Source organism: Streptomyces sp. NPDC048696 (assembly GCF_043198895.1).
Lineage (GTDB): Bacteria > Actinomycetota > Actinomycetes > Streptomycetales > Streptomycetaceae > Streptomyces.
The window spans coordinates 1-15,437 of sequence record NZ_JBICVJ010000035.1; the positions used below are offsets into that span (position 1 = coordinate 1).

The 15,437-nt window shown below is 70.0% G+C and carries 14 protein-coding genes and 1 riboswitch; of the genes, 11 read left to right on the forward strand and 3 right to left on the reverse strand.

Annotated elements, in window-relative coordinates; all coding sequences use genetic code 11:
* The first annotated feature begins 214 nt into the window (after positions 1-214).
* From ACGFRG_RS36185 to ACGFRG_RS36230, 10 genes are all read left to right on the forward strand, one after another.
* The gene (locus ACGFRG_RS36185) at positions 215-823 is read left to right on the forward strand and encodes a CDP-alcohol phosphatidyltransferase family protein (protein ID WP_361433711.1); all 609 of its coding nucleotides are present in this window, start codon (positions 215-217) and stop codon (positions 821-823) included.
* 113 nt (positions 824-936) lie between these two features.
* Positions 937-3,432 carry a sugar phosphate nucleotidyltransferase gene (locus ACGFRG_RS36190; RefSeq protein ID WP_393270979.1) on the forward strand — a complete coding sequence of 832 codons (2,496 nt, stop codon included), beginning with the start codon at positions 937-939 and terminating at the stop codon, positions 3,430-3,432.
* A gap of 96 nt (positions 3,433-3,528) precedes the next feature.
* Positions 3,529-4,452, forward strand: coding sequence for a DUF881 domain-containing protein (locus tag ACGFRG_RS36195; RefSeq protein ID WP_361433715.1), 924 nt, complete (start codon positions 3,529-3,531; stop codon positions 4,450-4,452).
* Positions 4,449-4,781: a small basic family protein gene (locus tag ACGFRG_RS36200; protein WP_003970459.1), complete on the forward strand. Its 333-nt coding sequence runs from the start codon at positions 4,449-4,451 to the stop codon at positions 4,779-4,781. Before ACGFRG_RS36195 ends, ACGFRG_RS36200 begins: the two co-directional genes overlap by 4 nt.
* A 5-nt stretch (positions 4,782-4,786) precedes the next feature.
* On the forward strand, positions 4,787-5,749 hold the full coding sequence (locus ACGFRG_RS36205) for a DUF881 domain-containing protein (protein ID WP_393270983.1): 963 nt from the start codon (positions 4,787-4,789) through the stop codon (positions 5,747-5,749).
* Positions 5,750-5,831: 82 nt separating this feature from the next.
* The gene (locus ACGFRG_RS36210) at positions 5,832-6,770 is read left to right on the forward strand and encodes an FHA domain-containing protein (RefSeq protein WP_361433740.1); all 939 of its coding nucleotides are present in this window, start codon (positions 5,832-5,834) and stop codon (positions 6,768-6,770) included.
* Between the two features lie 59 nt (positions 6,771-6,829).
* Positions 6,830-7,573 (forward strand): MerR family transcriptional regulator, encoded by a 744-nt coding sequence (locus ACGFRG_RS36215; protein WP_361433719.1) that lies wholly within the window; start codon positions 6,830-6,832, stop codon positions 7,571-7,573.
* A 53-nt stretch (positions 7,574-7,626) separates the two neighbouring features.
* A complete protein-coding gene (locus ACGFRG_RS36220) occupies positions 7,627-8,100 on the forward strand; it encodes a bifunctional nuclease family protein (RefSeq protein WP_006123076.1) in 474 nt (157 codons plus the stop codon).
* Positions 8,101-8,322: 222 nt separating this feature from the next.
* Positions 8,323-8,955, forward strand: coding sequence for a MerR family transcriptional regulator (locus ACGFRG_RS36225; RefSeq protein WP_361433721.1), 633 nt, complete (start codon positions 8,323-8,325; stop codon positions 8,953-8,955).
* An 80-nt stretch (positions 8,956-9,035) separates the two neighbouring features.
* Complete coding sequence (locus ACGFRG_RS36230; RefSeq protein ID WP_393270987.1) at positions 9,036-10,553, forward strand: DNA polymerase IV; 1,518 nt, start codon at positions 9,036-9,038, stop codon at positions 10,551-10,553.
* On the opposite strand, the gene ACGFRG_RS36235 is transcribed toward ACGFRG_RS36230, so the two are convergent.
* On the reverse strand, positions 10,469-10,846 hold the full coding sequence (locus ACGFRG_RS36235; protein WP_361433726.1) for a PRC-barrel domain-containing protein: 378 nt from the start codon (positions 10,844-10,846) through the stop codon (positions 10,469-10,471). The genes ACGFRG_RS36230 and ACGFRG_RS36235 overlap by 85 nt on opposite strands.
* 113 nt (positions 10,847-10,959) lie before the next feature.
* A riboswitch (glycine riboswitch) is annotated at positions 10,960-11,057 on the forward strand.
* 193 nt (positions 11,058-11,250) lie between these two features.
* On the opposite strand from ACGFRG_RS36235, the gene gcvP reads away from it, so the two are divergent.
* On the forward strand, positions 11,251-14,136 hold the full coding sequence (gene gcvP, locus ACGFRG_RS36240) for an aminomethyl-transferring glycine dehydrogenase (protein WP_393270990.1): 2,886 nt from the start codon (positions 11,251-11,253) through the stop codon (positions 14,134-14,136).
* A gap of 94 nt (positions 14,137-14,230) precedes the next feature.
* Here gcvP and ACGFRG_RS36245 read toward each other — a convergent pair whose 3' ends face one another.
* Together ACGFRG_RS36245 and ACGFRG_RS36250 are read right to left on the reverse strand one after the other, a co-directional pair.
* Complete coding sequence (locus ACGFRG_RS36245) at positions 14,231-14,437, reverse strand: DUF5999 family protein (RefSeq protein ID WP_067155431.1); 207 nt, start codon at positions 14,435-14,437, stop codon at positions 14,231-14,233.
* 332 nt (positions 14,438-14,769) lie between these two features.
* The gene (locus tag ACGFRG_RS36250) at positions 14,770-15,354 is read right to left on the reverse strand and encodes a hypothetical protein (RefSeq protein ID WP_393270993.1); all 585 of its coding nucleotides are present in this window, start codon (positions 15,352-15,354) and stop codon (positions 14,770-14,772) included.
* Between the last annotated feature and the right edge of the window lie 83 nt (positions 15,355-15,437).

Here is a 15,437-nt window from a genome sequence, read left to right on the forward strand (position 1 = left end):
AGCCTTTCAGCGCCGATGGTACTGCAGGGGGGACCCTGTGGGAGAGTAGGACGCCGCCGAACAAATTTTAGCCTCAGTCCCCGGCCTTTATGGTCGGGGACTGAGGCATTTTTGCGTTCTGGGTCTTATCGGACCCGCACCCCTGTGCACTCGTGCCCGTCCGCTGCCGGTAAGGTCATGAGGCATCGTTGGCACGTTCACAGGAGGCCCCCGGGTGGAGGTCCAGGAGACTCGCGTTCAGACGGACCGGGTGCTCACCATCCCCAACATCCTCAGCATGGCGCGTCTCGTCGGCGTACCCGTGTTCCTGTGGCTGATCCTCCGCCCCGAGTTCGGCGGGCCGAAGAGCGATGGCTGGGCATTGCTCGTCCTGGCACTCAGTGGTGTCAGTGACTACCTGGACGGGAAGCTCGCCCGGCGGTGGAACCAGATCAGCAGTCTCGGCCGGCTGCTCGATCCGGCGGCCGACCGGCTGTACATCCTTTCCACACTCGTCGGCCTCACCTGGCGGGAGATTCTGCCCGTTTGGTTGACCGCTGCCCTTTTGGCCCGGGAGCTGATGCTTCTGGTGATGGTGGGAATCCTCCGCAAGCACGGCTATCCGCCGCCGCAGGTGAACTTCCTCGGTAAGGCCGCCACGTTCAACCTGATGTACGCCTTCCCGTTGCTTCTGCTGAGCGACGGAAGTGGGTGGCTCGCCGATCTGGCGGCGATTTTCGGATGGGCGTTCGCCGGATGGGGTACAACGCTCTATTGGTGGGCAGGAATCCTCTACGTGGTTCAGGTCCGTCGCCTCGTCAAGGCGGACCCAGCGGCCGATTGAGCTCGTCGAAGCGGTTCCGTCAGAGTCGACGGAACCGCGCATGATGCCAGGGGGCCCACCCGGACGGGTGCAGTCGGCTAGACCGTCGTCTCGTCAAGGAGGACGCTTCCGACATGAAGGCCGTCGTGATGGCCGGTGGTGAAGGTACCCGCCTTCGCCCCATGACCTCTAGCATGCCCAAGCCGCTCCTGCCGGTGGCCAACCGGCCGATCATGGAGCATGTGCTGAGGCTGCTCAAGCGGCATGGGCTCAATGAGACCGTCGTAACCGTGCAGTTTCTCGCCTCGCTCGTCAAGAACTATTTCGGCGACGGTGAAGAGCTCGGGATGGAGCTCACCTATGCCAATGAGGAGAAGCCCCTCGGCACCGCCGGCAGCGTGAAGAACGCCGAGGAAGCCCTCAAGGACGATGCCTTTCTGGTGATCTCGGGCGACGCCCTCACCGACTTCGACCTGTCGGACCTCATCAGCTTCCACAAGGAGAAGGGCGCGCTGGTCACGGTGTGCCTGACCCGCGTGCCCAACCCGCTGGAATTCGGCATCACCATCGTCGACGAAGAGGGAAAGGTCGAGCGGTTCCTGGAGAAGCCGACCTGGGGGCAGGTCTTCTCGGACACGGTGAACACCGGCATCTATGTGATGGAGCCCGAGGTATTCGACTACGTCGAAGCCGATGTTCCCGTCGACTGGTCCGGTGACGTCTTCCCGCAGCTGATGAAGGAAGGCAAGCCGATCTACGGCTATGTCGCCGAGGGCTACTGGGAGGACGTCGGCACGCACGAGAGTTACGTCAAGGCGCAGGCGGACGTGCTGGAGGGCAAGGTCCACGTCGACCTCGACGGGTTCGAGATCTCTCCCGGCGTCTGGGTCGCCGAGGGCGCCGAGGTGCATCCCGACGCGGTGCTCCGGGGCCCGCTCTACATCGGTGACTACGCGAAGGTCGAGGCCGACGTGGAGATCCGTGAGCACACGGTCATCGGATCGAACGTCGTCGTGAAGTCCGGGGCGTTCCTCCACAAAGCGGTCGTCCACGACAACGTCTACATCGGGCAGCACAGCAATCTGCGTGGCTGCGTGATCGGCAAGAACACCGACATCATGCGGGCGGCCCGGATCGAGGACGGCGCCGTCATCGGGGACGAGTGCCTGGTCGGTGAGGAATCCATTGTCCAGGGCAACGTTCGCGTCTATCCGTTCAAGACCATCGAGGCGGGCGCGTTCGTCAACACCTCGGTGATCTGGGAGTCGCGCGGCCAGGCCCATCTGTTCGGGGCGCGCGGTGTCTCCGGCATCCTCAATGTGGAGATCACCCCGGAGGTCGCGGTGCGGCTGGCCGGTGCGTACGCCACGACCCTGAAGAAGGGGGCGACCGTCACCACCGCCCGCGACCACTCGCGTGGCGCGCGGGCGCTGAAGCGGGCGGTGATCTCGGCGCTGCAGGCCAGCGCGATCGACGTACGGGATCTGGAGAACGTACCGCTGCCGGTGGCCAGACAGCAGACCGCGCGGGGCAGTGCCGGCGGGATCATGCTGCGGACGTCGCCGGGTGTGCCGGACTCCGTGGACATCATGTTCTTCGACGAGCGGGGCGCGGATCTCTCACAGGCCGGTCAGCGCAAGCTGGACCGGGTGTACGCGCGTCAGGAGTACCGGCGGGCGTTCCCGGGCGAGATCGGTGATCTGCAGTTCCCCTCCAGCGTCTTCGACTCGTATACCGGGTCCTTGCTGCGCAAGGTCGACACGACCGGGGTGACCGAGGCCGGGCTGAAGGTCGTCGTCGACGCGTCCAACGGAAGCGCGGGGCTTGTGCTGCCCAGTCTGCTCGGGCGGCTCCAGGTGGATTCGCTGACCATCAACCCCGGGCTCGACGAGTCGCGGCCGACCGAGACGGCCGACGGCCGGCGGGCCGGTCTGGTGCGGCTCGGTGAGATCGTGGCGTCGGCGCGGGCCGCGTTCGGGGTGCGGTTCGACCCGGTGGGGGAGAAGCTGTCGCTGGTCGACGAGCGCGGGCGGATCGTGGAGGACGATCGGGCGCTCCTGGTGATGCTGGACCTGGTGGCGGCCGAGCGGCGCAGTGGGCGGGTGGCGCTGCCGGTGACCACGACCCGTATCGCCGAGCAGGTCGCGGCGTACCACGGTACGCAGGTGGAGTGGACGACGACCTCGCCCGACGATCTGACCCGGGTCGGACGCGAGGAGTCGACGATCTTCGGCGGCGACGGGCGCGGCGGGTTCATCATTCCCGAGTTCAGCAGCGTCTTCGACGGGGCCGCCGCGTTCGTGCGCCTCATCGGGCTGGTCGCGCGGACACAGCTGACGCTCAGCCAGATCGACTCGCGGATTCCGCGGGCCCATGTGCTGCGGCGCGATCTGGCGACCCCGTGGGCGGTCAAGGGCATGGTCATGCGGCGGGTGGTGGAGGCGGCCGGGGACCGGTCCGTGGACACGACCGACGGCGTACGGGTCGTCGAGGCCGACGGCCGCTGGGTGATGGTGCTGCCCGACCCGGCCGAGGCGGTCACTCATCTGTGGGCCGAGGGGCCCGACGACGCCTCCGCACAGGCGCTGCTCGACGAGTGGTCGGCGATCGTCGACAGCGCAGGTCACTGAGGCAGTAGCTGACGCCGGGCGGGGTCGTGGGACGCCGCCCGGCGCACCGGTGGGGCCATTCGGCGGCCGGGGCGCCGACGTGCGACGATGTGCGGCATGTCGCAGCAGCCCCCCGTTCGGAGCACCCCCGCTCCACGCCCTCGCCCCGACGCGTCCATGTCGCTGCTGACCAATGTGATGGACCATGCGCTGGACGAGGGGTACGCGGAGGCGACCGCCCGGCGCAAGGCCGAGGGTGACGAGGGCATGCCCCGGCCGCTGCGTGCGAAGCTCGGCCTGGCCGCGGGTCTGGTGCTCGCCGCCGTCGTGGTCACGATCGGCGCCGCGCAGGCGCGGATAACGGCACCCGTGGTCGCCAAGGAGCGCCAGGAGCTGATCGGCCGGGTGGAGGCCGAGACCAAGGCGGCGGACGACCTGCAGAAGCAGGTGAACACCCTGCGCGACCAGGTCGGCGAGCGCCAGCGCAAAGCCCTGGAGAAGCACGGCGGTGACCAGGCCGAACTGGTCGCGCTGCTCTCGGGCGCCACCGAGGTGCAGGGCCCGGGCGTGAAGCTGGTCGTCGACGACGCCAAGAACACCGAGACGGGCGGTGGTGGCGGGCCGCGCGAGAACAGCAGCTTCGCGGACACCGGCCGGGTGCGCGACCGGGACATGCAGCGGGTCGTCAACGGGCTGTGGCAGTCCGGCGCCGAGGCCGTCGCCATCAACGGGCAGCGGCTGACCGCACTTTCGGCGATCCGGGCCGCGGGCGACGCCATACTGGTCGACAACCGGCCGCTGGTGCCGCCGTACACGGTGCTCGCCGTGGGCGACGGGAAGAAGCTCAGCACCGCCTTCCAGGACAGTGCCGACGGTCAGTATCTCCATGTGCTCCAGGAGAACTACGGCATCCGTTCCAGCATTTCGGACCAGGGCGAGGTGCGCCTGCCGGCCGCGCCGAGCCTGATCGTACGTACCGCACAGCCGCAGACCACGGGCGCCGGCCCAGGCGCGGCCGCCACAAGGAAAGGCACATCGTGATCGCCGTACTTGGCCTCGTCGTGGGAGTCGTGGTCGGACTTTTGGTCCGGCCCGAGGTGCCCGCGGTGGTCGAGCCGTATCTGCCCATCGCCGTCGTCGCCGCGCTCGACGCGGTCTTCGGTGGTCTGCGGGCCATGCTCGACGGCATCTTCGTCGACAAGGTCTTCGTGGTGTCCTTCCTGTCGAACGTCGTCGTGGCGGCGCTGATCGTGTTCCTCGGTGACAAGTTGGGCGTGGGCGCGCAGCTGTCGACCGGCGTGGTCGTCGTGCTCGGCATCCGCATCTTCTCCAACGCCGCGGCCATCCGCCGGCATGTCTTCCGGGCGTGAGGCCGATGAGCAGCGACGACACGCCCGAGAAGGGCGCAGCCGGGCATACACCCGAGCCCGGGCGCACCCCCGGTGCCGGGGGCGCTCCTGAACCCGGCCGCACTTCTGATTCCGGCCGGACGCCGGGATCGGACCGGACGCCGGGACCGGACCGTGCTCCCGAGCCGGACCGGGCTCCCGAGCCCGAACCGGCCGCGCCCACCGCGGCCGAGCCCGCGCCCGGCCCCGCCGCCGAGGGCGCGCCGCAGTTGACCGGCCGCCAGCGGCTGGCCGCCGGGCTCTGGCCGCCCCGGGTGACCCGGGCCCAACTGATCGTCGCTCTGCTCCTGTTCGTGCTCGGTCTGGGCCTGGCCATCCAGGTCCGCTCCAACAGCGACAACAGCGCGCTGCGCGGAGCCCGCCAGGAGGACCTGGTGCGGATCCTCGACGAGCTCGACTCCCGTACGAAACGCCTTGAGGACGAGAAGACTCGTCTGGAGGGTCAACGCACGGAGCTGGAGACGAGTTCCAACCAGGCGGCCGAGGCGCGCAAGCAGACCTTGGAGAAGGAGCGTCAGCTCGGCATCCTGGCCGGTACGGTCGCGGCGCAGGGTCCCGGCATCACGCTGACCATCAGCGACCCGAAGAAGGCGGTCGAGGCGGACAAACTGCTCGACACGATCCAGGAGCTGCGGGCCGCGGGCGCGGAGGCGATCCAGATCAACGACGTACGAGTCGTCGCCAACACGTACTTCTCGGACGCCGACGGCGGCATCCAGGTCGACGGTGTGAAGGTGACCGCGCCGTACCGTTTCAAGGTGATCGGGAAGCCACAGGATCTTGAACCCGCGCTCAACATCCCTGGTGGTGTGGTGCAGACTCTGGAGAAGGAGCAGGCCACGGCCACTGTGGTCCGTTCGGAGAAGATCATTGTGGACGCCTTGCGACCGGCGAAGCGCCCTGATTACGCTCGGTCGACGTCGCGGTGACGCGGGGCCGCATGCCAGCTGTCGTACAAGGGCATGAGCTTGCGGGGGGTCGGCGCACCCAACTCGTGGTGCGTGGTGGAAACTGTTTGGCGGATACGGACGTTGTGAGGATGTCCGGGTCGGCCGGTGTGTTGATTCTGGGTTCGTCCTGCCCCACGGGCGGGTCTGTTTCGGTCAAGGGGAATCGCCCGTGAAGTTGTTTGCGAAGTTGTTCGGCAAGAGCGCACGCCGGGACGGCGGCAGCGCCGCCAGGCACCGTGCTCAAAGCCCTGGAGGCCCTGATGAGCAGGACGGCGGGCGTCCGCTGTTCCGTGACGAGGTCGGCGCGCACGGCGGCGACATTCCGGGCGGTCCGGGCGCGTCTTCTGTTGACCCTGCCGGTCCCGGCCGCATAGGTTTCGGGGATCCATCGAGTACGGGTGGAGGGTTTGCTCCCGACCCGTATGCGACCAGCTCCCACGCGGTCCAGCCGGGTCAGGAGGATCCGTCCATGCCGGTGTGTACGAGGTGCGGGCACAGCAATGCCGCGGCGAGCCGATTCTGTTCCAACTGCGGCGCTCCGCTGCGGCCTGGCGCGGTTCCGGAGCGGGCCGCGGAGACCACGTCGACCATCTCGATCTCCGGACTTGAGGCGTACGACTCCGAGGTGACGGGTCAGACGCAGCTGCCGTCGCTGTCGCCGGAGGCGCAGGCCGCGGTGGACGCGCTGCCGATGGGCTCCGCTCTGCTCGTGGTGCGCCGCGGGCCCAACTCGGGCAGCCGCTTCCTGTTGGACGGCGAGCTGACCACGGCGGGCCGGCATCCGCAGAGCGACATCTTCCTGGACGACGTGACCGTCTCACGGCGCCATGTGGAGTTCCGCCGGGGCGCGGACGGCCGTTTCACCGTCTCCGACGTCGGCAGCCTCAACGGCACGTATGTGAACCGGGAGCGGATCGACTCGATCACCCTGTCCAACGGCGACGAGGTGCAGATCGGCAAGTACCGCCTGGTGTTCTACGCGAGCCAGCGCGCGGTCTGACCTTCCCCCGGAGTCCGTCCGGGGGAACCCCAGGGGGGAAGCCCATCCAGGGAAGGCCCATGCTGCATACACCGACGGGCGGTGCCGGTCACGGCACCGCCACCTCGGGCGACCGGCTGATGAGCATCGGTACCGTCCTGAATCAGCTGCGCGAGGAATTTCCCGAAGTCACCATCTCCAAGATCCGGTTTCTGGAGTCCGAAGGTCTCGTCGAGCCCCGGCGCACGCCGTCGGGGTATCGCAAGTTCAGCCCCGAGGACGTCGAGCGGCTTGCCCAGGTGCTGCGGATGCAGCGGGACCACTATCTTCCGCTGAAGGTCATCCGGGAGCACCTGGAGGCGCTGAGCCGGGGCGAGCAGCCCGCGCTGCCCGCTCCCGCCGCCTCCCGCGAGCTCCTGGAGGGTGTGGTGGACCCGGATCCGGACCGCCCCACGGCGGCCCGGGTGGGCCGTGCGGAGCTGCTGGTGGCCGCCGAGATCACCGAGGCGGAGCTGGCCGACTGGGAGTCGTACGGGCTGATCTCGGCCGGTCCCGAGGGCGGCTACGACGCGGAGTCGGTGAATGTGGCCCGCCTTGTGGCGGATCTCGGCCGATTCGGTCTTGAACCGCGTCATCTTCGCGCCATGAAGGCGGCCGCCGACCGCGAGGCCGGACTGGTCGAACAGGTGGTCGCACCCTTGCGGCGGCACCGCAACCCGCAGACCAGGGCCCATGCGGAGGCGACCGTCAAGGAGCTGGCGGCGCTGTCCGTACGACTGCACGCGGCCCTGGTCCAGACCGCTCTCGGGGTCCGGCTGCACTGACCTCGGGGGTGCCCGACTACCCAAACCTGCCGGGCACGTCCTAGGGTTGCTGTGTGAACGAGCTCGACGTCGTGGGTGTCCGGGTGGAAATGCCCTCCAACCAACCGATCGTGCTCCTGCGTGAAGTGGGAGGCGATCGGTACCTCCCCATCTGGATCGGTCCAGGGGAGGCGACCGCGATCGCCTTCGCCCAGCAGGGGATGGCTCCGGCGCGGCCGCTGACGCACGACCTTTTCAAGGACGTGCTGGAGGCCGTGGGCCAGGAGCTGACCGAGGTCCGCATCACGGACCTGCGCGAAGGTGTCTTCTACGCGGAGCTGGTCTTCGCCAGTGGCGTCGAGGTGAGCGCGCGTCCGTCCGACGCCATAGCGCTGGCCCTGCGCACCGGAACGCCGATCTACGGCAGTGACGGGGTGCTCGACGACGCGGGGATCGCCATCCCGGACGAGCAGGAGGACGAGGTGGAGAAGTTCCGCGAGTTCCTCGACCAGATCTCGCCCGAGGACTTCGGCACCAACAGCCAGTGAGTCGTACGAGGCCGACGGGCTGTCGGCGGCCAATGAGCCGTACGCGCCGATGGCTTCGCGCACCGGGCGGCTCCGGCGCATTCAAGTAGCCTTTCCCCGAAGAGGGGTACGCGAAACCACTCTCAGGGTGATTATCACTCGGCGTGCCGAGTGTGGCGATCGTTGACGCACCCCGAGTGACTGCCTACCGTCGTGAGGGCAGTTCTAGGACGGAGGGTCGGCGTGAGAAGCAGCGGCGACAGTACGGCAGGGGAGGCTCCCGGACGCAGTCCGGGGGAGAGCGGGCCGTACCCTCCCCCGAGCTCTCGGCCGGGCCCGAGCAGCGGATACCCCGTGGACGACAGCGTGGCCGACACCGGCACCGAGACCGTCGGCTACCGGGGGCCGACCGCGTGCGCGGCGGCGGGGATCACCTATCGGCAGCTCGACTACTGGGCCCGTACCGGCCTGGTCGAGCCCAGCGTGCGTCCGGCGTACGGATCGGGCACCCAGCGGCTCTACAGCTTCAAGGACGTCGTCGTCCTCAAGATCGTCAAGCGCTTCCTCGACACCGGTGTCGCACTCCAGAACATCCGCACCGCCGTCCAGCACCTTCGGGAGCGCGGTTTTCGCGATCTGGAGCGGATGACGCTGATGAGCGACGGAGCCACCGTGTACGAGTGCTCCTCGCCCGACGAGGTCGTGGATCTGCTCCAGGGCGGCCAGGGCGTCTTCGGTATCGCGGTCGGCGTGGTGTGGCGGGACGTCGAGGCGGCGCTGTCGCAGTTGCACGGCGAGCGCGTCGACACCGGGGAGACGCTGGTCGGGCACAACCCCGCCGACGAGCTGGCCCGGCGCCGTAACCGGGCGGTCTGACCAGGCACGGGAGCCGGCGCTTGACCGTGTCCGGGGCTGCCGGAGGCCGATTGTCAGTGGTGTGAGGCAGCATCGGTGATGTGAGAGCCGCGCCGACCATTCTGCATCTGGACATGGATGCCTTCTTCGCCGCCGCAGAGCAGGCGTCGAAGCCCAGCCTGCGTGGAAAACCGGTGATCGTCGGCGGCCTCGGCCCGCGCGGTGTGGTGGCCACCGCGTCGTACGAGGCGCGGCGGTTCGGCGCGCGGTCGGCGATGCCGATGGCCCAGGCCAGACGGCTGTGTCCGAACGGTGCCTATCTGGTGCCGCGCTTCGGCTTCTACCGGTCGATCAGCGAGCAGGTGATGGAGCTTCTGGGCCGTCTGTCGCCGCTGGTGGAGCCGCTGAGCCTGGACGAGGCCTTCGTGGACCTGGAGGCCGGGGGAGTGGCGTGGGACGCCTCCTCGGCGCGGGAGGCCGGTGAGCGGCTGCGCGCGGACATCAGGGCGGTGACGGGCCTGACGGGATCGGTGGGGCTCGCCGGGTCCAAGATGCTGGCGAAGATCGCCTCGGAGGAGGCGAAGCCGGACGGTCTGGTGCTCATAGAACCGGGCACCGAGCGGGAGCTCCTGGCGCCGATGCCGGTCAGGACGCTGCCGGGCGTCGGGCCCGCCACGGGCGAGCATCTGCGCCGGGCCGGGATGACCACGGTCGCGGATCTGGCCGAGGCGGGCGAGGACGAGCTGGTGCGGCTGCTTGGCAAGGCGCACGGGGCGTCGCTGCATCGGATGGCGCTGGGCCTCGACGACCGGCCGGTGGTGGCCGAGCGGGACACCAAATCGGTTTCGGTCGAGGACACCTTCGACGTGGATCTGCACGACCGGGTGCGGGTGATGAACGAAGTGGGCCGGCTCGCCGACCGGTGTGTGCAGCGCCTGCGGGCGTCGGGGCACTCGGGCCGCACGATCGTGCTCAAGGTCAGACGGTACGACTTCTCGACCCTGACCCGCTCCGAGACGCTCAGAGGCCCCACGGACGACCCGGCGGTGGTCCGTGAGGCAGCGGGCCGTCTGCTCGATTCCGTGGACACCACGGGCGGTGTGCGGCTTCTGGGGGTGGGTGTGAGCGGCCTCGCGGACTACACGCAGGAGGACCTGTTCGCGCAGGCCGCCGGTGAGCGGTCGGGGCAGGAGGAGCCCGCCGTGGTGGACGAGGCGGATGCGGCTGTCACGGAGGCGGCGGAGCCCGAGGACCCGGCCGAGCGCCGCTGGGCCGCCGGGCACGATGTGCGGCACGCCGAGTTCGGGCCCGGGTGGGTGCAGGGGAGCGGGGTGGGGCGGGTGACCGTCCGGTTCGAGACGCCCTCCTCGACGGCGCCCGGGCGCGTACGGACGTTCATGGTGGACGACCCCGCGCTTGAGCCCTCCGACCCGCTGCCGCTGGTGGCGGAGCCCGAAACGGCGGCGGAGGGGCCAGAGGGATCGGAGGGGGCAGAGATGTCGGAGGAGGGAGAGGACGGAGAGGACGGGGTCGGTCAGGCGTCGTCGTCGCCGGCGAGCCTCCCGAAGTCGCGGTCGGGGCCCGCGGGCGGATCGGGGGCGGCGATGTCCAGACCGTAGTGGTGGTAGAGCTGCAGCTCCTGTTCGGGGGAGAGATGGCGGCCGACGCCGAAGTCCGGGGCTTCCTTGATCAGCGCGCGGTCGTAGGGGATGTGGAGGGCCTCGTCGACGAGGCTGCTGGGCTCCAGCGGGACGAACGCGTCCCGGCTGAAGAGGCCGGTGCGCACGGCTGCCCACTCGGGCACCCCGGTGGCGTCGTCGAGGTAGACCTCGTCCACGGTGCCGATCTTGGTGCCATTGCGGTCGAACGCCTTGCGGCCGATCAGGCTGCGGGGATCGATATCGGTCTGCACGGTCCCTCCAACTGGTCGCAACTGCTCGTTAACCACTACGAAAGTGCACATCGCGGACGTCGGCCACTCGAAGGATCGAGGCCGGGACTCGCTGGTAGGCTGGCGGTGGCTGCTGATCCCGTGCGGGAGAGTCCTTCGGAACGATCTCCGAAGGCGCCGAAGGAGCAAATCCTCCCCGGAATCTCTCAGGCTCACGTACCGCGCGGACGAGGTCACTCTGGAAAGCAGGGCGGGGGACGTACGGGCACAGGCCTGCGCGCATCCCACCCTCACCGACGGTGAAAGCCGGGTCGCTCCCACGCGCCCCGGTGAAGCTCTCAGGTTGAGATGACAGAGGGGGAGGCCGTCCGGGCACCCGCGCCGTGGTGCCCCTCGCAGGTCGTGCTGACCAGGAGGCCTCCGTAATGACCGCCAACCGCATGCCGCTCACCGAGCTTGAGCGTGGCATCCCCTTCGAGCAGCGTCACATCGGGCCCGACGCAGAGGCCCAGGCGAAGATGCTCGCGCAGGTCGGCTACGGCTCGCTCGACGAGCTCACCGCCGCCGCGGTGCCGGACGTGATCAAGAGCGCCGAGGCGCTGGGTCTGCCCGGTGCCCGCACCGAGGCCGAGGTCCTGGCCGAGCTGCGCACCCTCGCCGACCGCAACCAGGTCCTGGCCCCGATGATCGGCCTGGGCTACTACGGCACGTTCACGCCGCCGGTGATCCTGCGCAACGTCATGGAGAACCCGGCCTGGTACACCGCGTACACGCCGTACCAGCCGGAGATCTCGCAGGGCCGCCTGGAGGCGCTGCTCAACTTCCAGACCGTGGTCGCCGACCTCACCGGGCTGCCGACCTCGGGCGCCTCGCTGCTCGACGAGGGCACCGCCGCCGCCGAGGCGCTGGCGCTGTCGCGCCGGGTCGGCAAGGTCAAGGGCGGCGTCTTCCTGGTCGACGCGGACACGCTGCCGCAGACCGTCGCCGTCATAGAGACGCGCGCCGAGCCGACCGGCGTCGAGGTCGTCGTCGCCGACCTGAGCCACGGCATCCCGGCGGAGATCGCCGAGCGCGGTGTCTTCGGCGTGCTGCTCCAGTACCCGGGCGCCTCCGGCGAGGTCCGCGACCTCAAGCCCGTCATCGACGAGGCGCACGAGCTGGGCGCGATCGTCACCGTCGCCGCCGACCTGCTGGCGCTGACCCTGCTGACCTCGCCCGGCGAGCTCGGCGCGGACATCGCGGTCGGCACCACCCAGCGCTTCGGCGTCCCGATGGGCTTCGGCGGCCCGCACGCCGGCTACATGGCGGTCCAGGAGAAGTTCGCCCGCAGCCTGCCCGGCCGCCTGGTCGGCGTCTCCGTCGACGCGGACGGCAACAAGGCGTACCGCCTGGCCCTGCAGACCCGTGAGCAGCACATCCGCCGTGAGAAGGCCACCAGCAACATCTGTACGGCGCAGGTCCTGCTCGCCGTCATGGCCGGGATGTACGCGGTCTACCACGGCCCCGACGGCCTGCGGCAGATCGCGCGGCGCACCCACCGCTACGCGGTGATCCTCGCCGAGGGCCTGCGCGCCGCCGGTGTGGAGGTCGTGCACGGCTCGTACTTCGACACGCTGACCGTGCGGGTGCCCGGCAAGGCCGCCGAGGCCGTCGCCGCCGCCCGCGAGGGCGGGGTCAACCTGCACCTGGTCGACGCCGACACCGTCTCGATCGCCTGTGACGAGACCACCGACCGCGACCGTCTCGCCGCCGTCTGGGCCGCGTTCGGCGCCGAGGGCGACATCGAGGCGCTGGACGCCGCGGCCGCCGACACGCTGCCGGGTGCGCTGCTGCGCACCGACGACTTCCTGACCCACCCGGTCTTCCACCAGCACCGCTCCGAGACCGCGATGCTGCGCTACCTGCGCAAGCTCGCCGACCGCGACTACGCGCTGGACCGCGGCATGATCCCGCTCGGCTCCTGCACCATGAAGCTGAACGCGACCACCGAGATGGAGCCGGTCACCTGGCCCGAGTTCGGGCAGATCCACCCGTTCGCGCCGGTCGAGCAGGCCGGTGGCTACCTCACGCTCATCCACGAGCTGGAGGAGCGTCTGGCCGAGGTCACCGGGTACGACGCGGTGTCCATCCAGCCCAACGCCGGTTCGCAGGGCGAGCTCGCGGGTCTGCTCGCGGTCCGCGCCTACCACCGCGCCAACGGCGACGAGCAGCGCACGGTCTGCCTCATCCCGTCCTCCGCGCACGGCACCAACGCCGCCAGCGCCGTGATGGCCGGCATGAAGGTCGTCGTGGTGAAGACCGCCGACGACGGCGAGGTCGACATCGCCGACCTGCGCGCCAAGATCGAGCAGTACCGCGACGAGCTGTCGGTGCTGATGATCACCTACCCGTCCACGCACGGGGTGTTCGAGGAGCACGTCGCCGACATCTGCGGCGAGGTGCACGACGCGGGCGGCCAGGTCTACGTCGACGGCGCCAACCTCAACGCGCTGGTGGGCCTGGCCAAGCCGGGCAAGTTCGGCGGCGACGTCTCGCACCTGAACCTGCACAAGACGTTCTGCATCCCGCACGGCGGCGGCGGCCCCGGCGTCGGTCCGGTCGGTGTGCGCGCGCACCTCGCGCCGTACCTGCCCAACCACCCGCTCCAGCCGACGGCCGGTCCCGAGACGGGCGTCGGCCCGATCTCGGCCGCCCCGTGGGGCTCGGCCGGCATCCTGCCGATCTCCTGGGCGTATGTCCGGCTGATGGGCGGCGAGGGCCTCAAGCGCGCCACCCAGGTCGCGGTGCTGGCGGCCAACTACATCGCCAAGCGCCTGGAGCCGCACTACCCGGTGCTCTACACCGGTCCCAACGGCCTGGTGGCGCACGAGTGCATCGTGGACCTGCGGCCGCTGTCGAAGGCGACCGGTGTCAGCGTCGACGACATCGCCAAGCGTCTGATCGACTACGGCTTCCACGCGCCGACGATGTCGTTCCCGGTGGCCGGCACGCTGATGATCGAGCCGACCGAGTCCGAGGACCTGATCGAGCTCGACCGGTTCTGCGAGACGATGATCGCGATCCGCGCCGAGATCGAGAAGGTCGCCTCCGGCGAGTGGCCGGCCGACGACAACCCGCTGGCCAACGCCCCGCACACGGCGGCCGCGCTCGGCGGCGAGTGGAACCACGCGTACACCCGCGAGGAGGCCGTCTTCCCGGCCGGTGTCTCGGCCGCCGACAAGTACTGGCCGCCGGTGCGCCGCATCGACGGCGCCTTCGGCGACCGCAACCTGGTCTGCTCCTGCCCGCCGCTGGACGAGTACGACAACTGACGTAGGGCCGTCTACGGCTGACATACGTCGGGGCCGGTGCGGGGATCTTCCCCGGGCCGGCCCCTTTTTGTCGCGCTGTGCCCGCGCCGCCGAGCTACGCGGCCTTGGCCACCTGTCCCGCGGTCAGCGCCCGGTGCGGGGCGATGATCCGCCCGTCCGGCAGCAGCTCACCGGTGTCCTCGAAGATCAGGACGCCGTTGCACAGCAGGCTCCAGCCCTGTTCCGGGTGGTGCGCCACGAGCTGCGCGGCCTCCCGGTCGGCGGAGTCGGCTGTCGGGCAGGCTGGCTGGTGCTGGCACATGGATGGGTTCTTTCGCTGCGTCGTAGAGTTGAGTGTCCTGCGGCTCGATGCGGTGTTCATGGCCGCCCCCCGTTGGTAAGTCGGTCGGTCCGCTCCCAGTGTTGCCCTACGGGCGTCAATCCGCAGGGATTTCGCGGCACCACTTCCTACTGCATATTGACGCATCACTCGTGCGGCCGGTTCAACTCAACTGCCCTGTCCCTTCGGGTGGTTCGGCGTGGCCGGGACGGGCTAGCCCGTACGGAGGACGCGCGGGCGCACACTACAGCGCCCCGGGCCGAACCAACGGGCTCCGGGGCGCTGCGGAATCGCGGGTGTGACGGCCGGGCCGGTCAGGCGGGCTGGCTCAGCAGGGGCGCGGGTGTGAGGCGCAGGGTCATGACCGGCAGCAGCTCCGACACGCGGCGCGGGCGGTTGGCGCAGATGCCGGGCGGCGCGGGGGCGAGCGGCACCAGCAGATCGGCCGGGTCCGGGGCGCCGGCGGGGTCCGAGCCGATGTCGCGGCGCAGCCACAGCGTCAGCATGTACAGCTCCGGCACGGACAGCAGCCTGGGCTCGAAGTCCCGGGGCAGCGCTTCCGCCTGTCGCAGCGCGTGCTGGGTGGAGGCGATGTAGGGGCCCTCGAAGAAGTGCGAGAAGGCCCAGCCGTCCGGGGTGAGCATGGTGTCCGCCGCGGCGACCGCGCGGTCCGCGTCGCTGATCAGGAAGCGCCAGCCGGCCAGGCGGCTGCGCGGGGCGCGGGCGCTCGGCGTGATGCGGTCCAGTACGTGGACGGGGAGCGGGAGTTCGGGGGTGAGCGGTCCCTGCGTGGAGCGCAGGGCCGGGGTGCGGGCCGCGCGGACGGCGGTGGGGGAACCGAGTGCCGCGAGGACGCTGCGCAGGGCGGGCGCGGGAGCCGGGGGGACATGCAGCGGCATGGTGGGTCGCCTCTCACTTCGGAGACACGGTGGAGCGTGGGCAGTGCGGACGGCGCTGTCTGCGGTGTACGGGGTCAGAGGGG